Origin of the sequence: Pseudomonas caspiana, assembly GCF_002158995.1 — a bacterium.
GTDB classification, from domain to species: Bacteria; Pseudomonadota; Gammaproteobacteria; order Pseudomonadales; family Pseudomonadaceae; genus Aquipseudomonas; species Aquipseudomonas caspiana.
On the sequence record NZ_LOHF01000012.1, the window covers coordinates 84,870 to 104,565 of the forward strand.

General features: G+C 56.7%; 19 protein-coding genes and 1 pseudogene. 7 read left to right on the forward strand and 13 right to left on the reverse strand.

Annotation, left to right across the window (positions count from 1 at the left end):
• Positions 1-273: 273 nt before the first annotated feature.
• The 4 genes and pseudogenes from AUC60_RS15340 to AUC60_RS15355 all read right to left on the reverse strand — a co-directional run.
• Positions 274-861 carry a hypothetical protein gene (locus AUC60_RS15340; protein WP_087269002.1) on the reverse strand — a complete coding sequence of 196 codons (588 nt, stop codon included), beginning with the start codon at positions 859-861 and terminating at the stop codon, positions 274-276.
• Positions 858-1,553, reverse strand: a complete 696-nt coding sequence (locus AUC60_RS15345; RefSeq protein ID WP_087269005.1) for a DUF4225 domain-containing protein — start codon at positions 1,551-1,553, stop codon at positions 858-860. The genes AUC60_RS15340 and AUC60_RS15345 overlap by 4 nt, the downstream gene beginning before the upstream one ends.
• Positions 1,553-2,035 (reverse strand): Hcp family type VI secretion system effector, encoded by a 483-nt coding sequence (locus tag AUC60_RS15350; RefSeq protein ID WP_087269008.1) that lies wholly within the window; start codon positions 2,033-2,035, stop codon positions 1,553-1,555. The genes AUC60_RS15345 and AUC60_RS15350 overlap by 1 nt, the downstream gene beginning before the upstream one ends.
• Positions 2,036-2,294: 259 nt before the next feature.
• Positions 2,295-2,501 (reverse strand): annotated as a pseudogene (locus AUC60_RS15355) (DUF6124 family protein); the annotation flags it as partial.
• A gap of 650 nt (positions 2,502-3,151) precedes the next feature.
• Here AUC60_RS15355 and AUC60_RS15360 point away from each other — a divergent pair.
• The 4 genes from AUC60_RS15360 to AUC60_RS15375 all read left to right on the forward strand — a co-directional run bounded on the left by AUC60_RS15360 (position 3,152) and on the right by AUC60_RS15375 (position 6,486).
• Complete coding sequence (locus AUC60_RS15360) at positions 3,152-4,378, forward strand: MFS transporter (protein ID WP_087269014.1); 1,227 nt, start codon at positions 3,152-3,154, stop codon at positions 4,376-4,378.
• Positions 4,379-4,468: 90 nt separating this feature from the next.
• Positions 4,469-4,954, forward strand: a complete 486-nt coding sequence (locus AUC60_RS15365) for a nuclear transport factor 2 family protein (RefSeq protein ID WP_087269019.1) — start codon at positions 4,469-4,471, stop codon at positions 4,952-4,954.
• A gap of 44 nt (positions 4,955-4,998) precedes the next feature.
• A complete protein-coding gene (locus tag AUC60_RS15370; protein ID WP_087269023.1) occupies positions 4,999-5,310 on the forward strand; it encodes a GIY-YIG nuclease family protein in 312 nt (103 codons plus the stop codon).
• A gap of 243 nt (positions 5,311-5,553) precedes the next feature.
• Positions 5,554-6,486 (forward strand): glutathione S-transferase family protein, encoded by a 933-nt coding sequence (locus AUC60_RS15375; protein WP_087269026.1) that lies wholly within the window; start codon positions 5,554-5,556, stop codon positions 6,484-6,486.
• 138 nt (positions 6,487-6,624) lie between these two features.
• Here the strand turns inward: AUC60_RS15375 and AUC60_RS15380 are convergent, their stop codons facing one another.
• Entirely contained in the window at positions 6,625-6,975 is a 351-nt protein-coding gene (locus AUC60_RS15380; RefSeq protein WP_087269029.1) for a glutaredoxin family protein, read from the reverse strand.
• 12 nt (positions 6,976-6,987) lie between these two features.
• Positions 6,988-7,989, reverse strand: a complete 1,002-nt coding sequence (gene yejK, locus AUC60_RS15385) for a nucleoid-associated protein YejK (protein WP_087269032.1) — start codon at positions 7,987-7,989, stop codon at positions 6,988-6,990.
• Positions 7,990-8,394: 405 nt separating this feature from the next.
• Here yejK and AUC60_RS15390 point away from each other — a divergent pair, with 405 nt between their 5' ends.
• Complete coding sequence (locus AUC60_RS15390) at positions 8,395-8,676, forward strand: HU family DNA-binding protein (protein ID WP_027900723.1); 282 nt, start codon at positions 8,395-8,397, stop codon at positions 8,674-8,676.
• 233 nt (positions 8,677-8,909) lie between these two features.
• Here the strand turns inward: AUC60_RS15390 and rlmF are convergent, their stop codons facing one another.
• From rlmF to AUC60_RS15415, 5 genes are all read right to left on the reverse strand, one after another.
• Entirely contained in the window at positions 8,910-9,926 is a 1,017-nt protein-coding gene (gene rlmF, locus AUC60_RS15395; protein ID WP_158099125.1) for a 23S rRNA (adenine(1618)-N(6))-methyltransferase RlmF, read from the reverse strand.
• A gap of 180 nt (positions 9,927-10,106) precedes the next feature.
• Complete coding sequence (locus AUC60_RS15400) at positions 10,107-12,953, reverse strand: valine--tRNA ligase (protein ID WP_087269035.1); 2,847 nt, start codon at positions 12,951-12,953, stop codon at positions 10,107-10,109.
• Between the two features lie 322 nt (positions 12,954-13,275).
• Positions 13,276-13,707, reverse strand: coding sequence for a DNA polymerase III subunit chi (locus AUC60_RS15405; RefSeq protein ID WP_087269039.1), 432 nt, complete (start codon positions 13,705-13,707; stop codon positions 13,276-13,278).
• A 7-nt stretch (positions 13,708-13,714) separates the two neighbouring features.
• Positions 13,715-14,143: a DNA polymerase III subunit chi gene (locus AUC60_RS15410; protein ID WP_087269042.1), complete on the reverse strand. Its 429-nt coding sequence runs from the start codon at positions 14,141-14,143 to the stop codon at positions 13,715-13,717.
• A 206-nt stretch (positions 14,144-14,349) separates the two neighbouring features.
• The gene (locus AUC60_RS15415) at positions 14,350-15,840 is read right to left on the reverse strand and encodes a leucyl aminopeptidase (RefSeq protein WP_087269045.1); all 1,491 of its coding nucleotides are present in this window, start codon (positions 15,838-15,840) and stop codon (positions 14,350-14,352) included.
• Positions 15,841-16,160: 320 nt separating this feature from the next.
• On the opposite strand from AUC60_RS15415, the gene lptF reads away from it, so the two are divergent.
• Positions 16,161-17,282, forward strand: a complete 1,122-nt coding sequence (lptF, locus tag AUC60_RS15420; RefSeq protein WP_087269049.1) for an LPS export ABC transporter permease LptF — start codon at positions 16,161-16,163, stop codon at positions 17,280-17,282.
• Positions 17,275-18,336 (forward strand): LPS export ABC transporter permease LptG, encoded by a 1,062-nt coding sequence (gene lptG / locus AUC60_RS15425; protein WP_087269051.1) that lies wholly within the window; start codon positions 17,275-17,277, stop codon positions 18,334-18,336. Before lptF ends, lptG begins: the two co-directional genes overlap by 8 nt.
• A gap of 249 nt (positions 18,337-18,585) precedes the next feature.
• Here the strand turns inward: lptG and AUC60_RS15430 are convergent, their stop codons facing one another.
• Both AUC60_RS15430 and AUC60_RS15435 read right to left on the reverse strand, forming a co-directional pair.
• Entirely contained in the window at positions 18,586-19,071 is a 486-nt protein-coding gene (locus AUC60_RS15430; RefSeq protein ID WP_087269054.1) for an RDD family protein, read from the reverse strand.
• 100 nt (positions 19,072-19,171) lie between these two features.
• On the reverse strand, positions 19,172-19,384 hold the full coding sequence (locus AUC60_RS15435; protein WP_027902257.1) for a cold-shock protein: 213 nt from the start codon (positions 19,382-19,384) through the stop codon (positions 19,172-19,174).
• Positions 19,385-19,696: the final 312 nt, after the last annotated feature.

A 19,696-nucleotide genomic window follows, 5' to 3' on the forward strand; every position in this document is an offset into this window, starting at 1 on the left:
CAAATATTGCCCGCAGTCGGGAGCGCATAAGCGTGTGCTAACACCATAAGCAGCGACAGCCATCCCATAGGCTCTCGCTCGTATACTCCCAGGAATGGCAACGCTCCCTTGACGATGAATCGCCAATGTAAGTAAGTAAAAAATATACTGTATATAACTGCGCCTATTGATGTTGCCTGAGTATGATTTTCTCCACTGAAGGAGAATTTTGCCCATAATGCGGGCAGGTAGGATAACAGGCAGCCAATGACGAAATAGAGATTGAAGGTCATGCTAGTCTTGATGTCCGCTCCCCCGTTTACGTGTGGCGCGTATGGTGGTTCTATTACGAAACTTGTAAAGGGTAATTCCAACGCTAACGAGAACTAGATAAAGCGCAGCGCAGCCTATGGCGTAGTAAGTGTCTTCGATGCCATTCAGTGGGATAGCTTGACTCAATAACGCGACAGCTATGACCGAATAGAAAAATGCAGAAGCTAGTATGACAAGGGTGACTTTCAATAAATGAAGTAGCTGCTCTACAGCGGGTATTATTGAGGCAAGCTTCTTTTTATTATCATTCGGCCTATTTAAGTCGAAATTCACCCTGCTTAGCCAAGACCAAGGTATGGCATAACTATAGGCGAAAACCATAATCAGTGACAGCCAGGCCAGAATAGGGCTGTCTATTGTTCCAATCAGCGGTACCCGACCGGTTTCTAGGAAGTAGAGGTGGAAGCAGCCAAACGAAAAATTATAGATTAGCGCCAGCGGAAAAAGTATGCGGGATAATCTATTTTTTCTAAGTGCGGATTTTGCCCATAATGATAGCGCCAGCGAAGAAATTGAGAATGCTGCTAAGCCGAATTGAAGAGAATTCATTTCTCATCCCTAAGTAATTCATTTGCTACCCCGTAAGTTGTTATCCCGGTAGAGAGGCCATCAGTCGTCAGTATCCAAGGGGCTGTTTCCTTATAAGCCCTGATATAGTCGGAATCTATATTGCGGAACAGTTTCCAGGAATTTTTTGAGATGGCAAGTCGATATGCCCCGTATCCCGAGCCCCAGATGTCCATTAATCCATAAGCAATATTTCCGCCGGATTTGCTTCTGAAGGCCTTTTGATAAGCCTGTCTGAGAAAACCTTCTGTATCCGATCTTTTGTTCACAAGGTTATTCGCGTTCTCGTAAACATTGTTTGCGCCATGTAGTGCTATCCCAGCCCCAGGGATACAGGCTAGGCCAAGGGATCCGTAGCAGATGCCGACCCCACCCGTAATTTGTAAAGCTCCGGCAGCCATTCCAAGGCCATTTTTAAAATAAAACCATGACTTCTCTCGCAGATCAGCATGCTCGCCCCATAGCGCCTCGACCCCCTGCGCAACACTCTTCCTCCCACCTTCAACATCCCGAACAATCCCCTGCGCGTAATACGCCACTTCCCGATTAAATTGCAGCCGCAACATCCCATCCTGAATATGCTGCATGCTCAACGTACAAGCGTGGTTCGTCAGCGCAACAGCGGCCTGTTTAAGCTGCTTGGTCTCGGACGTATTCGACTTGGGCTCTGCCATCAGGACTCGCCCCAGTAGCTGTAACCGCTAGTACCTGCTGCGTGGTGGGTCCAGCTGATGTCGCCGTAGCGTATGGCGAGTTGTTCGACGGGTTCGGCATCGTTATCGAGGGTGACGTGAGGCGTTTGAACGAGCAGGTTTTCGATCACCGCGTTCTGGATCTCGACGCTGTAAAACTTCTCCTGAGTGCCGTTTGGCGTGGTGCGGTAGAAGTCGATCTTGCAGGTAATGGATTCGCGTTGCGCCAAAGCTTGAGCCAGGAGCGGTGAGGACTTGTCGATATTTTTGGTAATGACGACGGGCATGTGTGTGGCGCGGTCGATGTTGGCGACGTTGGCCATCTGGTGCGTATAGGACAGCACCATGATTTCATTCAGGTGCGCTTCCTGGCATTTGTTACCCATGGACTCTGGGGTTGAACAACCGGCGGAGATATCGCCCTGTTCTTTGCCCTTGATGGTCATGTAGATGGGATGAGCCATGATTGATCGTCCTGAAATAAATGGCCGATCAGTTTAGGGAGGAGGGTTCAAGGGTTATGTAGGGCGTTTCTGTGATTCTTGAAGGACGTTGCGCGTAAGCGTCGGCCCGGTGTTTCTGACACCACGCTGCCGCGAAGCAAGCATGAACCTTGTAGGAGTGAGCTTGCTCGCGATTCGATTTTTGTTTCGATAAATTATTGCCTGACCTTACGCAATCGCGAACAAGCTCACTCCTACAGTAAAAAGTATTCCAGATCAGTTAGTTATATTTTTTGATGAGAGTTGCCGGAGGTTTCTCGGTACTGAGCAGGGATCTCTCCACCGCCCCTCGCGCCATCTCGATCAAATGCACCACCGAAAACGCCAAGTCGCGCTTACTGCCGCACAGGTGATCGGCGGACTCATAGGCAGTGGCGGCTGCGCAGCGCAGCAGGTCGGCGGCATAGGTCATGGATTGGTTGGCTGAATCAGTATTGTTGTTGAGCATGTACAACTCCTATTGGATACGGAGCCAGCACACCTCGCGACTAAACGAAGGGTGGCGGCTGTGCAGCAGGTTAGTCGACCGGACAATAGGAGAAACCGGCGCACCCGAAGATGCCCTGCGCACAGCCACCATAACGGTGAACACCTGTGCGCCTATTGATCCGGGCGACTAAACCCGATCGCTGATGAGCAGCGACCGACGCAGCCTAGTGAGGCGGATTTACAGGCGCAAGTGAGGGACAAGTTTCTCGGAAACGTCTGGCAAGGGGAAGGGATCAGGTCTGGCAAATGTGTTGCTGCAAGTGGCTTCAGGGCAGAGTCAGGGCTGATGATGTTTCCAGTGACGCGCAAATCTGTGGGAGCTGGGCTTGGTCTGGGCGGCATTCCGACGATGAACGATAACTCATGGTAAGGCTTGACACCTTATCGCCCATATCGCGGGCAAGCCTCGCTCCCACAGGTTCTCTGTTTAGCGCTCCATAGTGCTGTGTCAGAGACATCTCACAGGAGATCGCATTTCAGTTCAGAACTGTATTCAATCCGCACGAAACTTGTATTCGTGCGTGTTCTCCAACACGATGCACCTTTTTGGCGCTCTGCGCCGCTTCACTACCTGCCCCTGAGAAAACAATGACGACCAAGGCGCCATCGGCGAGCTCGACCCCGCAAAACCCTTCCTCTGTAATTAATCGGCCGTGGCTGTTGCTGCTCGGGCTGGTACTGGTGGCGCTGAACCTGCGTCCGGCGCTGGCGAGTATGGCGCCGCTGCTCAGCAGTGTTTCCAGCAGTCTTGGGCTTTCATCTGCTTCGGCAGGGCTGCTGACCACTCTGCCGGTGTTGTGTCTTGGTTTGTTCGCGCCGTTGGCGCCTCGGTTGGCACGACGTTTTGGCAGCGAGCAGGTGGTGCTGGTGATTTTGCTGACCCTGGCCGCCGGTATCGTGTTGCGTAGCCTGTTCGGTGAGATCGGGCTGTTTGCGGGCAGTGTTCTGGCTGGTGCGAGCATCGGTGTGATTGGCGTGCTGCTGCCGGGTATCGTTAAACGCGACTTCCCCAAGCAAGCCGGTACGATGACCGGCGTGTACACCATGGCCTTGTGTCTGGGGGCAGCGTTGGCGGCAGGTTCGACGGTTCCGCTGACTCAGTACTTCGACGATAACTGGGCGATCGGACTGGGCTTCTGGATGATTCCAGCACTGTTGGCGGCACTGATCTGGTGGCCACAGACCCGGCAAAAGCACGATGTAAACCAGGTGACCTATCGCGTGCGCGGCCTGTTGCGCGATCGGCTGGCCTGGCAAGTTACCCTGTACATGGGCCTGCAATCTTCGCTGGCCTACATCGTGTTCGGCTGGCTGCCTTCGGTGTTGATCGGCCGGGGCATGAGCCCGACGGACGCCGGATTGATGATGTCCGGGTCGATCATGGTCCAGTTGATCAGCGCATTGACCGCTCCTTGGCTGGCGACTCGCGGGAAGGATCAGCGCCTGGGCGTGGTGTTGGTCATGTCCATGACACTGGCCGGGTTGTTTGGCTGTTTGTATGCGCCAATCGACAGCCTGTGGGGTTGGGCTATTTTGCTGGGCTTGGGGCAGGGTGGTGCTTTCAGTATCGCGCTGACGCTGATAGTGTTGCGATCCCGTGACTCCCACGTGGCGTCGAACCTGTCGGGTATGGCTCAGGGCATCGGTTACACCATCGCCTCCATAGGTCCTTTTGCCGTCGGGATTGTGCATGACGTTACCGGCGGTTGGGATTCCATTGGCTGGATCTTCGCAGTGCTGGGCTTGTCGGCTATCGTCGCGGGTCTTGGTGCCGGGCGAGCGCTTTATGTGCAGGTCAGTAGCGAAAAAGTCTGAGTCGAGCCATTTGCCTCGCTTATGCCCATGGCAAAAACAACGGTTGCCGCTTATCGTGCAGGCACCTTTTGCTCCAATGGACCTGCATGCATGAGCGACGAAGACGAACGCCTGATCAATAACGCGCTGATTACCCGTTTTTACGAGGCCTTCAACCGCCTCGACGCAGAGGCCATGGCCGCGTGCTACACCGATGACGTGCTGTTCAGCGATCCGGTCTTCGGCGAACTGCGTGGTCAGCAAGCCTGCGACATGTGGCGCATGCTCACCTCACGAGCCAAGGACTTTTCCCTGACCTTTGACAGCGTTCGTGCTGACGAACGCAGCGGCGCGGCGCACTGGGTTGCAACGTATCTGTTCAGCCAGACCGGCAACACCGTGGTTAACGACATTCAGGCGCGCTTCGTGTTTCGCGACGGCAAGATCGCCGAGCATCATGATGACTTCGACCTGTGGCGCTGGTCCCGACAGGCGTTGGGAGCCAAGGGCCTGTTGCTGGGCTGGGCGCCATTTGTGCAGAACGCCATCCGCGCCCAGGCCCAGAAAGGCCTTAAAGCGTTTCAGGTCGGGCGTTGAGCCTCTGATAGAATCGCGTCTTTCGCGTTATTTGATCTGCCGTCATGCCTGAAGCCTTGTCCTCATCCGTCACCGAGACATCCGAGCCAGTGGTCTGCAAACCCTGGTTCGTGTATCTCGTGCGCGCTGAAAACGGCTCGTTGTACTGCGGCATCAGCGACGATCCGCAACGCCGTTTCGCCGCCCATCAGAGTGGCAAAGGGGCGCGCTACTTCTACTCCAGCCCGGCGGTGGCGCTGGTGTATGTCGAGCAGTGCGTCAGCAAGGGGGAGGCACTGCGTCAGGAGCGGTTGATCAAGAAGCTGAGGAAGAGTGCAAAGGAATGTCTGGTGGCGAGTTATTGCACCCGTAATTGATAGTTTTCTGTAGGAGCGCACCGAGTTTACGAGGCCCGCGATTGCGGTGTATCAGACAGAACCCCATCGCTGCCTCGCGTTGCTCGTGAGCTCCTACAGGTTTATCTGCGTTTTTTCAGTCAAACCTCGATGTTTGCTGATTATCAATCCATCGCTGTGATGATCTGCTATCAGGCCTGCCGGGTAGGCTCGCTGCCTGGACCCGGTTAAGCTGCGGGCCTACCTTCTGCCGGAAAGCCAGACATGACCGACATCATCCTGCACCATTACCCCACCTCGCTGTTCGCTGAAAAAGCCCGCTTGATGTTGGGTTTCAAAGGTCTGTCCTGGCGCTCGGTCAGCATCCCTTCGATCATGCCAAAGCCCGATCTGACTGCGCTGACCGGTGGCTATCGCAAAACTCCGGTGCTACAGGTCGGCGCTGATATCTACTGCGACACCGCCTTGATGGCTCGTCGTCTGGAGCAGGAAAAGGCATCCCCTGCGTTCTTCCCGCAAGGGCAGGAGTTCACCGTGGCCAGCTTTGCGGCCTGGGCGGATTCGGTGATGTTCATGCACGCCGTGAGTCTGGTGTTTCAGCCTGAATCGCTGGCGGTACGTTTTGCCAAAGTCCCGCCTGAAGCCGTGAAAGCTTTCGTCGCTGATCGCGCTGCGTTGTTTCAGGGTGGCAGTGCAACTCGTCTGCCTGTCGAACAGGCCAAACACCAATGGCCGACGTTGATGTCACGGCTGGAGCTGCAGCTGGCACGCAATGGCGATTTCCTGTTTGGTGCGCCGTCGATTGCTGATTTCTCGGTCGCCCATACGTTGTGGTTTCTCAAGCAAACCCCAGTGACTGCACCGCTGGTTGATGCCTACCCTGAGGTGTCGGCCTGGTTGGGCCGCGTGCTGGGCTTTGGTCATGGCGCGCCGAGCGAGTTGAGTTCAGCTGAGGCGCTTGAGATTGCTTTGAATGCAACGCCTGCTGCATTGCCGGATGAGCAGTTTGTTGATCCTAATGGCTTCAAGGCGGGGGATTCGGTGACGATTTCAGCCATCGATTACGGCGTTGATGCGGTCGAGGGTGAGCTGATATTCAATGGGCTCGAAGAGCTGATTCTGCGTCGTGAAGATGAGCGGGCGGGAGTGGTGCATGTGCACTTTCCGCGGTTGGGGTTTCGGATCGAGAAGCGCTGAGAGCTTGGCTTGAATCTATCTGTGGGAGCGAGGCTTGCCCGCGATACTGGCACCTCGGAGGTCAGGGTAAACCGCGTCGATTTTATCGCGGGCAAGCCTCGTTCCCACAGGGATTTATTTAGCCCTGGATTTCTGCGATCACTTCAACGCCGCCAATATCGCTTCTTCGCTGAAGCCCCTGATGATCGTGCCATTCACATCAATCAACGGGATGCCACGTCCACCCAGCGCCTCGTAAGCCTTACGGCCTTCGTCTGACTTCTCAATGTCATATTCCTTGAACGGAATACCTTTGCTGTCGAGAAAACGCCGTGTCTGTTTGCAATAGCCGCACCACTCCGTGGCGTACATCACCACTCGGGCTTGCGCCTGAGTTTGCGCAGGGATCGCATCCGCCGGGTTGAAGAAGTGCTCGATCTTGCCCCAGTTCTGATAAACCACGACGACCAGCATGATCAGCGCGAACTTCTTCAATGTGCGTAGCAGCATGATCGAGTTTCCTCAGCGGCGCTTGAGCTGATCAGTCAGCTGCGTCGGCAGGCCCTTGATGATCAGCGTACCGGCTGCTTCGTCGTATTCGATCTTGTCGCCCAACAGGTGCGCTTCAAAGCTGATCGACAGGCCTTCAGCGCGGCCTGTGAAGCGGCGGAACTGGTTGAGGGTGCGCTTATCCGCAGGGATTTCCGGGGACAGGCCGTAGTCCTTGTTGCGGATGTGCTCGTAGAAGGCACGCGGGCGTTCTTCGTCGATCAGGCCGGAGAGTTCTTCCAGGCCCATGGGCTCGCCCATCTTGCTCTGGCTGCTGGCGTAGTCGACCAAGGTTTTGGTTTTCTCGCGGGCGGAATCTTCCGGCAGGTCTTCGCTTTCAACGAAGTCGCTGAACGCTTTGAGCAAGGTGCGGGTTTCGCCGGGGCCGTCGACGCCTTCCTGGCAGCCGATGAAGTCGCGGAAGTATTCCGAAACCTTCTTGCCATTCTTGCCCTTGATGAACGAGATGTACTGCTTGGACATCTTGTTGTTCTGCCACTCGGACACGTTGATCCGCGCCGCCAGGTGCAGCTGGCCAAGGTCCAGATGGCGCGACGGGGTCACGTCGAGGGTTTCGCTCACGGCCACGCCTTCGCTGTGGTGCAGCAGGGCGATGACCAGGTAATCAGTCATGCCTTGTTGGTAGTGGGCAAACAGCACGTGACCACCGACGGAGAGATTAGATTCTTCCATCAGCTTTTGCAGGTGTTCTACTGCGACCCGGCTGAATGCCGTGAAGTCTTTGCCACCGTCCATGTATTCCTTCAGCCAGCCGCTGAATGGATGCGCGCCAGACTCGGCGTGGAAGAAACCCCAGGCCTTGCCTTGTTTGGCGTTATAGCTCTCGTTGAGGTCGGCCAGCATGTTCTCGATGGCTTGGGACTCAGCGAGTTCGGAGTCGCGTGCATGGAGAACTGCGGGCGTACCGTCGGGTTTCTTGTCGATCAGGTGGACGATGCAATGACGGATCGGCATGGGTTTCTCGGCTGGTTGTGAGCGGGATACTGACGAGCGGCGCTGCTCGATTTACGGCGGGCAGTGTAACGCACCCGAGTCGTGAAACGAGGCTGTACCCCTTGGTTTTAGCTCTCATGGGGTGTCCGAGGCGTTTTTTTTAGGCTCAAACGGGAGAAACCTGTCCAAACGGGTAGGTTAGTGCGGATATTTGCTCGGCTCTGTGCTAGTTTTGCCCCGTCTTGCGCAGCATAGCGCGCCAAGCACCGCAGTTTGTGTGCGTTTGGGCCGAACCAATGCCCGGTTTCAGTATCTACACTTCGCGATTAATCGTGGCTGCTACTGGAGGGTCGGGTTCATGATCTGGCTCCAGGCCGACGCTGCACTCTGCAATCCAAATGAATTTGATAGGGAAGGAACACCACCATGGCTCTGACTAAAGACCAATTGATCGCCGATATCGCAGAAGCTATCGACGCGCCAAAAACCACCGCGCGTAATGCTCTTGAGCAATTGGGCCAAATTGTTGCCGACCAACTGGAAAACGGCGCTGAAATCACTCTGCCGGGCATCGGCAAACTGAAAGTAGCCGAGCGTCCAGCTCGCACTGGCCGCAACCCTTCGACTGGCGCTGCCATCGAAATCGCTGCCAAGAAAGTCATCAAGTTCGTACCAGCTAAAGTGCTGAACGACTCGATCAACAAGTAAGCACACGCTTGCTGTTGAAAAAGCCGTGCACCGGTTAACCGGGCACGGCTTTTTTGTGTCTGGCAAACGCGATGTCGGACTTGTAGGGGGGCTATGCTTCCCCGCAGACATGACGTGGGACCGGCTTTAGCCGGGAAGGCGGTGTTTCTAACAACCCATTTTCAGTGGCTGTACAGGCCTCTTCCCGGCTAAAGCCGGTCCCACGTAGATTGCGTAGCTTTAACAGAGTCTGTTTACACCCAGCGCTCCTGGCGCCATGCCTCTTGTTTGGCCTTGTCATGAAACGTCCACGCCACAAATCGGCTCTGCTTCTGGCCCTGACCCATCTCGACCACCTGACTCTCAAACACGCCTGCTTTCTTCAGTGTGCTCTGAATCATCGGCAGGTTGGATGCCTTCGACACCAGTGTGCTGAACCACAGCACCTGCTTCGCCACTTGCGTGCTTTCTTTGATCAGTTGCGTGACGAAGCCGATCTCGCCGCCTTCACACCAGAGTTCCTGCGACTGTCCGCCAAAGTTGAGCACCGGCAACTTGCGTTTCGGATCAGCCTTGCCCAGTGCGCGCCATTTCCGCTGGCTACCGCGCTGCGCTTCTTCCAGTGAGGAATGGAAGGGCGGGTTGCACAGGCTCACGTCGAAGCGTTCGTCGCTGTTGAGCAGGTCCAGCAGGATTTGCTTGCGATTGCTTTGCTGGCGCAGGCTGATGGCCTTGCTCAGGTTGTTGGACTTGATGATTGCAGTGGCGGCGGCAACGGCTGTGGTGTCGATTTCCGAGCCGAGGAACTGCCAGCCATAGTCGCTATGACCGATCAGTGGATAGACGCAGTTCGCACCGGTGCCGACGTCCAGCGCTTTGATCGACGCGCCACGAGGGATTACGCCTTCATTGCGCTCAGCCAGCAGGTCGGCAAGGAAGTGCAGGTAGTCTGCACGGCCTGGAATCGGCGGGCACAGGTAGTCGGCCGGGATATCCCAGTGGGCGATGCCGTAGAACGACTTGAGCAGCGCACGGTTGAACACGCGTACGGCGGCAGGGTTGGCGAAGTCGATGCTTTCTTTGCCGTACGGGTTGGTGATCAGAAACTGGCCTAGCTCCGGACTGCTTTTGATCAGCTTGGGAAAGTCGTAATGGCCTTGATGGCGGTTACGTGGGTGCAAAGTAGCCTTTTCACGGGGCTCGGCAGGCTTGGATGGCTGCGCCGGTTTGGGCTTCTTGCGGGGTGGTTTTGGGGTGTTCGGGATGGTCATGGGGTCAGATTCTGTGAGGAAGGCGACCCCTGTAGGAGCTGCCGAAGGCTGCGAATGGGTCTAAACCCTTGCAGCACCTTTGAAGCTACCACCGCTTCGCAGCCTGCGGCAGCTCCTACAAAAAATATGCGATAAAAAAGGGAGGTCGCGATGGACCTCCCTTTTTAGTCATCGCTGTGTTTACAAACTCGCAATCCGCGCATGCTGCTCGGCCAGTTTGCCCAAAGCCTGTTCGGCTTCGGCCATTTTGGCGCGTTCCTTGGCGATGACTTCCGGCGGTGCCTTGTCGACGAAGGCGGCGTTGGACAGCTTGCCGCCCACCCGTTGCACTTCGCCTTGCAGACGCAGAATTTCCTTGTCCAGACGTGCCAGCTCGGCATCTTTGTCGATCAGCCCCGCCATCGGCACCAGCACTTCCATCTCGCCCACCAGCCCGGTCGCTGACAGCGGCGCTTCAGCGCCTGCTTCCAGTACGGTGATGGATTCCAGCTTGGCCAGTTTCTTCAGCAGGTAATCGTTCTCCTGCAGGCGGCGCAAGTCTTCGGCGTTGACGTTTTTGAGGAACAGTTGCAGCGGCTTGCCCGGACCGATGTTCATTTCGCCACGGATGTTACGGGTGGCGAGCATCAGGCCCTTGAGCCATTCGATGTCGTCTTCGGCGGCCTGATCGATGCGTGCTTCGTTGGCCACTGGCCAAGGTTGCAGCATGATGGTTTTGCCTTCCGCACCTGCCAGCGGCGCGAGGCGCTGCCAGATTTCTTCGGTGATGAACGGCATGAACGGATGCGCCAGACGCAGCGCAACTTCCAGCACGCGAACCAGCGTACGGCGAGTGCCGCGCTGACGTTCAACCGGGGCATTCTCGTCCCACAGCACTGGCTTGGAGAGTTCCAGGTACCAGTCGCAATACTGGTTCCAGATGAACTCGTACAGCGCTTGCGCGGCGAGGTCGAAACGGAACTGGTCCAGTTGACGGGTTACTTCGGCTTCGGTGCGTTGCAGTTGCGAGATGATCCAGCGATCAGCCAGCGACAGTTCGACCGCTTCGCCGTTCTGGCCGCAGTCTTCGCCTTTGTCCAGCACGTAGCGCGCGGCGTTCCAGATCTTGTTGCAGAAGTTTCGATAGCCTTCAACGCGGCCCATGTCGAACTTGATGTCACGACCGGTGGACGCCAGCGAGCAGAAGGTAAAGCGCAGGGCGTCGGTGCCATAGCTGGCGATGCCGTCGGCGAATTCGTCGCGGGTCTGCTTTTCAATCTTCTTCGCCAGTTTCGGCTGCATCATGCCGGAGGTGCGTTTCTGCACCAGATCTTCCAGCTCAATGCCGTCGATGATGTCCAGTGGGTCCAGTACGTTGCCCTTGGACTTGGACATCTTCTGGCCTTGGCCATCGCGGACCAGACCGTGCACGTAAACAGTCTTGAACGGTACTTGCGGCGTGCCGTCTTCGTCTTTCACCAAATGCATGGTGAGCATGATCATCCGGGCAACCCAGAAGAAGATGATGTCGAAGCCGGTGACCAGCACATCGGTGGAGTGGAAGGTCTCCAGCGCCTTGGTTTTTTCCGGCCAGCCCAGGGTGGAGAACGTCCACAGGCCCGAGCTGAACCAGGTATCGAGTACGTCGTTGTCCTGTTGCAGCGCAACGTCGGGGCCCAGGTTGTTCTTGGCACGGACTTCGGCTTCGTCGCGACCGACGTATACCTTGCCGGACTCGTCGTACCAGGCCGGGATGCGGTGGCCCCACCAGAGCTGACGGCTGATGCACCAGTCCTGGATGTCACGCATCCAGGAGAAGTACATGTTTTCGTACTGCTTGGGCACGAAGGCGATGCGGCCGTCTTCGACAGCAGCAATGGCCGGTTCAGCCAGAGGCTTGGTGGACACGTACCACTGGTCAGTCAGCCAAGGCTCGATGATGGTGCCGGAACGGTCGCCTTTCGGGACTTTCAGAGCGTGATCGTCAACGCTGACCAGCAGGCCGGCGGCGTCAAAGGCAGCAACGATCTGTTTGCGCGCTTCGAAACGGTCAAGACCTGCGTATTCGGCAGGCAAAGTACCATCCACGGTTTCGTTCAGGGTGCCGTCGAGATTGAACACCTGCGCCGTCGCCAGAACGTTTGCGTTCTTGTCGAAGATGTTCAGCAGCGGCAGGTTGTGGCGCTTGCCCACCTCGTAGTCGTTGAAGTCGTGGGCCGGGGTGATTTTCACGCAGCCGGTGCCGAACTCAGGGTCGCAGTATTCATCCGCGATGATCGGGATGCGGCGGCCAACCAGTGGCAGCTCAACGAACTTGCCGATCAGTGCTTTGTAACGCTCGTCTTCCGGGTTAACGGCAACGGCGGCATCACCCAGCATGGTTTCCGGGCGAGTCGTGGCAACGATCAGGTAATCCAGGCCGTCAGCAGTTTTCGCGCCGTCAGCCAGTGGATAACGCAGGTTCCACAGGAAGCCTTTCTCGTCGTGGTTTTCCACTTCAAGGTCGGAAATAGCGGTGTGCAGCTTGGTGTCCCAGTTGACCAGACGCTTGCCACGATAGATCAGGCCGTCTTCATGCAGGCGCACAAAGGCTTCTTTAACCGCATCGGACAGGCCGTCGTCCATGGTGAAACGCTCACGGCTCCAGTCGACGGACGAGCCCAGGCGACGGATCTGACGGCTGATGTTGCCGCCGGACTGATCCTTCCATTCCCAGATTTTTTCCAGAAATTTATCGCGGCCCAGATCGTGGCGGTTCAGGCCTTGAGCTTCGATCTGACGCTCTACCAGCATTTGCGTGGCGATACCGGCGTGGTCGGTGCCCGGCTGCCACAGGGTGTTACGGCCCTGCATGCGGCGGAAACGGATCAAGGCGTCCATGATCGCGTTATTGAAACCATGGCCCATGTGCAGGCTGCCGGTGACGTTCGGCGGCGGGATCATGATGGTGTACGAGTCACCAGCGCCTTGCGGGGCGAAGTAATTCTCGGATTCCCAGGTTTGATACCAGGAAGTTTCAATAGCGTGCGGCTGGTAGGTCTTGTCCATGCGCGGCGGGAACCTATTGCTGTAATTCAGGAAAGCCGACAAGTATAGCGGGGATGAACGGCTGGGCGTAGAGCGGGGCGATAATGGGCTGTAAAAATTAGAAGGCAATTGTCGGGCGCGGACTGCTGCGGTGTCTGTGACACCGCGCTGTCGTGAAATTAACGCAGTCGTATGTGGGAGGTTCTATGTTTGCCCGCAAGTTGACGTGGGACCGGCTTTAGCCGGGAAGGCGGCGTTTCTGACGACAAATATCTAGTGAATGTACTGGCCTCTTCCCGGCTAAAGCCGGTCCCACGTCATCAGTGTGTCCTGTGGAGTGGGGTTAATTCTGATACTGACTGAGCAACCGCTCCATCCGCGCTTCAAGGCGGCGTTTGATCTCGGTTTCGATATGCGGGGCGAAGTCGTCGATGACGTCTTGCATGATCAGCTGTGCAGCAGCGCGCAGTTCGGAGTCGAGATGGAGCAGCGCGTCCTCTTTGGATTTTGCCTGCACCGGTTCTGCTGCAGCGACTGGCACCACAGGCGGCACGACTGGCTCGGGCGTCAAGGTTGGAATCTCGGCATCATCTTCATCGCCGAAATCCAGTTCCTGGCTGAGCGCCGGTTTTGCACCCACGACGTCGAACAGCAAAGGGATCTGGCCCTCGCCGTGAGCCGGTGCCTGTTGAGTGTCATCGCCCAGCAACTGGCGGATTGATTCAAGGTCGTCCAGCAAGTGGGCGGGGTCTTTCAGAGGTTTTGAATTATCCATCGTGTGCTCAAAGCCGCTGTAGTCGGTGATCTTGCAGAGGATAGCCCTGTTCACGATAGAAACGAAAACTCTCTCGTGCGGCCAGTCGTATGGCGGGGTCTTCCACCACTATTTCCGCCACGCGGGCGAAACGTTTGAAAAATTCGGGGATGCGCAGGTCCAGATTGACCAGCAGATCCTGATGTTGCCCCGGGTCTTCACCCAGGCCCAGCACCACAGGCGCGACCTGATCATCTTCGGCGTCACCGTGGGGAATAAAAGTTTCACCTTTGAAGCGCCACAGCCGGGCATCCAGTTCTTCACGCTGCGCGGCATCGCTGCAGTGCAGGTAAATCCGGTGACCCATGCGCCAGGCTTTCTCCGTGAGCTTGCAGGCAAAGTCCAGGCGCGCTGACGGATCAGGGCTGGGGAGAATGTAAAAGTCGACTTGTGTCATGTAGTTTCCAGGTCGCGGGGCGCTTGTTTCTCATCAACATCACATCAATCATGGATTTGAAATGCATATCCCTGTAGGAGCGCACGGAGGTTACGACGCCCGCGATAGCGGTGTATCAGGAAAACCGCCATCGCTGCCTCGCGTTGCTCGTGAGCTCCTACAGGGCTGCGTTTTTTTCCATATGACTGCAACCGCCCCGGTTTTCCTTATGCGCCTGCGCGGTCGAGCAGGTATTGGGTCAGCAATGGAACCGGACGGCCAGTGGCGCCCTTGTCCTTGCCGCCGCTCAACCAGGCTGTGCCGGCGATATCCAGGTGCGCCCAGTCGTAGGTTTTGGTGAAGCGCGACAGGAAGCAGGCTGCGGTAATGGTGCCGCCTTTCGGGCCACCAATGTTGGCGATGTCGGCGAACGGGCTGTCCAGTTGCTCCTGATACTCATCGAACAACGGCAACTGCCAGGCACGGTCGTCGGCGAACTTGCCCGCGTCGAGCAACTGATTGATTAGCGCATCGTTGTTGCCCAGCAGGCCGGACGTGTGACCGCCCAATGCGACGACGCAAGCGCCGGTCAGGGTAGCGATGTCGATCACGGCCTGAGGCTTGAAGCGCTCGGCGTAGGTCAGCGCATCACACAGCACCAGACGGCCTTCGGCGTCGGTGTTGAGGATTTCCACGGTCTGGCCACTCATGGTGGTGACGATGTCGCCAGGACGAGTCGCGGTGCCGCTCGGCATGTTCTCGGCGGCGGCGATGACGCACACCAGATTGATCGGCAGTTGCAGTTCCAGCACGGCGCGCAGGGTGCCGAACACGCTGGCAGCGCCACACATGTCGAACTTCATCTCGTCCATGCCCGCAGCAGGCTTGATGCTGATGCCGCCGGTGTCGAAGGTGATGCCTTTACCGACCAGTACGAACGGTTTTTCGCTTTTCTTGCCGCCGGAGTAGTTCATGACGATCAGGCGTGGCGGTTGAGCACTGCCCTGTGCCACGGCGAGGAACGAACCCATGCCCAGATCAGCGAGTTTCTTCTCGTCGTGAACTTCAACCTTGAGGTTCTTGTGTGCCTTGCCCAACGCCTTGGCTTGTTCGCCCAGATAAGTCGGGTGGCAGATATTCGGCGGCATGTTGCCCAGATCGCGGGTCAAGGCCATACCGGTAGCGATGGCCTGGGCGTGGGTGGCTGCACGCTCTACATCGGCGACGCTGATTTTGTCGGTCAGCAACGTGACCTTTTTCAGCGCTTTGGCTTCGGCTTTCTGGCTCTTGAAACGATCAAAAACATATTCGCCATCGGCCAGTGTTTCTACCAGCAGGCGCGCTTTACCGTAAGTGTCGCGATTCTTGACGACGACCTGATCCAGAGCGATGGCTGCGTCGCTGCCGCCCAGACCTTTAAGCGTCGACAGCACAGCGCTGATGATTTTCTTGAATTGACGGTCAGACAATTCGGGCTCTTTACCGGTGCCGACCAGCAAAACGCGTTCGGCTTTCAAGTTTGGCAGGGCGTGCAGCAGCAGACTTTGACCCACTTTGCCGACCAGATCGCCGCGCTTGAGCACTGCGCTGATGGCGCCGCCGCTGAGAGCGTCTACGGTTTTTGCGGCATCGCTGAGCGTGCGACCTTCGCCTACGGCGACTACCAGGGTCGCGGTCTTCAAGGTTTCTGGGCTTACGCTTTTAACAACCAATTCCATGTCGGGGTCCCCGAATAAACGATGAGCTATCGCGAAATGAATGACGTGCGTGGCAGGGAGCAGGTGCTTCGCATCAACATGCCAACGACAAGGCCCGCAGTTTGACCCCGCCACGGGACCGCTGACAACCCCGTAAAACACGCGAATGTGGCTCTATGCAGGACGTTTCCGTGAGAACTATCCGGAGCACGCAGTGACAGAGCACTCCATTCACAGGATAATGCCGCATATTTTTGGCAGAGCCCTGTTAAGTCTGCCGCCACTGCTAGTACCTTTTTCTTGTCTGGCTGCCTGAGCCTGGCGACCCTGGAGTGTCTGGTTTGATCGTCTTTCGTTATCTGTCCCGAGAAGTGCTGGTTACCTTGAGCGCTGTGAGCGCCGTGTTGTTGGTAATCATCATGAGCGGACGCTTCATCAAGTACCTCGCGCAGGCCGCGTCCGGGGCGCTGGATCCAGGCGTGCTGTTCATGATCATGGGTTTTCGTATGCCCGGCTTCCTGCAACTGATTCTGCCTCTGGGGCTGTTTCTGGGGATTCTGCTGGCTTACGGTCGGCTTTACCTTGAAAGCGAAATGACCGTTCTTGCCGCCACCGGTATGAGCCAGCAGCGTTTGCTGTGGATGACGATGGCGCCTGCAACCGTCGTGGCGCTGTTGGTAGCGTGGTTGAGTTTCAGTCTGGCCCCACAAGGTGCGACGCAGTTTTCCCTGCTGATCAACAAGCAAGACGCAATGACCGAGTTCGATACCTTGGTGCCAGGCCGTTTCCAGGCCTTGCGCGACGGGACTCGTGTCACCTACACGCAGGAGCTTTCCGATGATCGCTCGAATCTGAGCGGCGTGTTCATTTCGGAAAAACGCATGTCTTCCGACAAGAGCAAGGATCGCGGGATTACCGTTCTGGTGGCAGAAAAAGGCCATCAGGAGGTCAAGGCCGACGGTAACCGCTTCCTGATTCTGGAAAACGGTTATCGCTACGACGGCAATCCGGGCGAAGCCAACTATCGTGCGATCAAGTACGACACTTATGGCGCAATGCTGCCCAAGCCGGACATCAGCGACGAAATTACGGACCGTGAAGCCATCCCGACAACCGATCTGTTTGGCAGCGATGTACGTCGCAATCAGGCTGAACTGCAATGGCGTATCTCGCTTCCGATTCTGGTCTTCATCGTGACCTTGATGGCTGTGCCGCTGTCGCGGGTCAATCCGCGTCAGGGTCGCTATCTGAAGCTGTTGCCCGCGATCCTTCTTTATATGGCTTACCTGACCATGCTCATTGCTGTGCGCGGTGCGCTGGAGAAAGGCAAGCTGCCGATGGCACTCGGTATCTGGTGGGTGCACGTATTGTTCCTGTTGATCGGCCTGGGGCTTTTGTATTGGGAGCCTTTACGCTTGAAGATGGCGAGTCGCCGCAGCGCGTCGGAGGTGGCTCATGGTTAAGCTCGATCGTTACATCGGTAAAAGTGTTTTCGTTGCGATCCTTGCAGTACTCGGCATCATTCTCGGTCTGGCCTCGCTGTTTGCCTTCATCGATGAAATGGGCGATGTCAGCGACACCTACACCTTGCTGGACGCCAGCAGCTTCGTCTTGATGACGGCGCCACGGCGTGTGTATGAAATGCTGCCGATGGCGGCACTCATCGGTTGCCTGATTGGTCTGGGTAGCCTGGCCAGCAGCAGCGAATTGACCATCATGCGCGCCGCAGGTGTCTCCATCGGTCGTATCGTCTGGGCGGTCATGAAACCCATGCTGGTGCTGATGATTGCTGGTGTGCTGATCGGCGAATACGTGGCCCCGGCAGCTGAAAATCAGGCTCAGGCCAACCGTTCGCTGGCGCAGGGCAGTGGTGACGCACAGAGTGCGCGGCATGGCATGTGGCACCGTCAGGGCGATGAGTTCATTCACATCAACTCGGTGCAACCTAACGGCATTCTGTATGGCGTGACCCGGTATCGATTCGACAATGAACGGCACATGCTCAGTGCCAGCTTCGCCAGGCAGGCCAAATTCAACGAAGATCACTGGTCGCTGAATGACATCTCCACCACCTTCTTCCGCGATGGCAGTACCGAAGTCATCAAGACCGCGGACGAGCGCTGGGACGTAGCGCTGAGCCCGCAATTGCTCAGTACCGTCATCATGCCGCCTGACTCGCTGTCGATTACTGGCTTGTGGCAGTACGCGCACTATCTCGCTGATCAAGGGCTGAGCAATGGCCGTTACTGGCTGGCGTTCTGGACCAAGGTTTTGCAGCCACTGGTAACCGTGGCGCTGGTGCTGATGGCAATCTCGTTCATCTTCGGTCCGCTGCGTTCCGTGACGTTGGGCCAGCGGGTGTTTACCGGCGTGCTGGTGGGTTTCACCTTCCGCATTGTGCAGGACCTGCTGGGGCCATCGAGTCTGGTGTTCGGCTTCTCGCCGTTGTTTGCCGTGCTGGTGCCAGCAGGTGTCTGTGCGCTGGCCGGGGTGCTGCTGTTGCGCAGGGCCGGGTAGGGTTTGCTGCTGTGAAAAAGCCGACTTCATGTCGGTTTTTTTGTGCGCGCGAGACCGGCATTCACTTTTAAAGACTGTTGTGAATGTATCGAAGCCATCGCGGGCAAGCGCGCTCCTACATGCGATCGTCGTTCAACGTAGCTGCGCGCTTGGCGCTTGCCTGCGATGACGATGTCGCAGACGACGAACAAATCAATGGCACTCCACAATGCTCGGGCTTGAAATATCCAAACGCAAAGATGAGAAGCCCTACCTCTGCTTCGGCACCCGCACCAGCTGGCTGTTGGAATACAGGTCATGCCAGCTGCGATTCTGTTTATCAAACAGCGCCCAGATGAACCCCAGGCCGACACACAGCCAGGATGCGATAGACACCATAAACCGCAGTAGCGCTTGCAGCAGACTGATCCCACTGCCGTCGGCGTTCTGCACCCGGATGCCCCACACTTGCATGCCCAGCGTCTGCCCTGAGTGGGTCCAGAACTTGGCGAAGAACCCGAACACCACCAGCAGCAGAATGGAAGAGAGCAGCGGATCACCGTCCAGCGAGCCGGACTCGGACATCACCTTGAGTCGGGCCTCACCCAAAAACGCCATCAACACAAGCTTGTAGATAAACGCCGTCACCAGCAGCAGGGCAACGCACAGCAGCGCGTCATAGCAGATCGCAGCGAAGCGGCGGCCCAGGCTGGCGGGAGGGAAGTCGCCTTGCGGGCTAAGCATGTGTCGGGGCATGGCGGCAGTTCTCAGTGGTCCGAAAAGCCCATATTACTAACTCGCGCCCACAAAAAAGCCCTCTGATATCAATACCAGAGGGCTTTTCATGTTCCGAGGCTTACGCTTCGGCTTGAACTTCGTCAGCCTGCATACCTTTCTGGCCTTGCACAGCAACGAAAGTCACTTTTTGACCTTCTTTCAGGCTCTTGAAGCCGTTGCCCTGAATAGCGCGGAAGTGCACAAACAGATCCGGACCGCTTTCTGGAGTGATAAAACCAAAACCTTTCTCGTCGTTAAACCACTTGACGGTACCGCTCTGACGTTCAGCCATTTTCTTATTCCCTGGAACTTGAATTGATGACAGCCTCATTCACATGAAAGAGTACTGGGCTGGTTGCAGGAATAAAGAAGCGTAGAGCGGGTTGTAGCAAACTTGGCGCTACTGCCCAGGTCCCGTTTCAGCGACCCATGCAAACACAGTTGAGAAACTTTACGCTAACTCTTGTTACAAACACAAGCCCCTGTCCGGTGCCTGTATTCAGGAGGTTTTGCGGCGTTTTAAAATATTTACCAGTTGCGCTTAATCGATAGTTTTTTACTGTTAGGCGCACTCTTCGAGTGCGCTGTGTTGATTGTTGCGCTG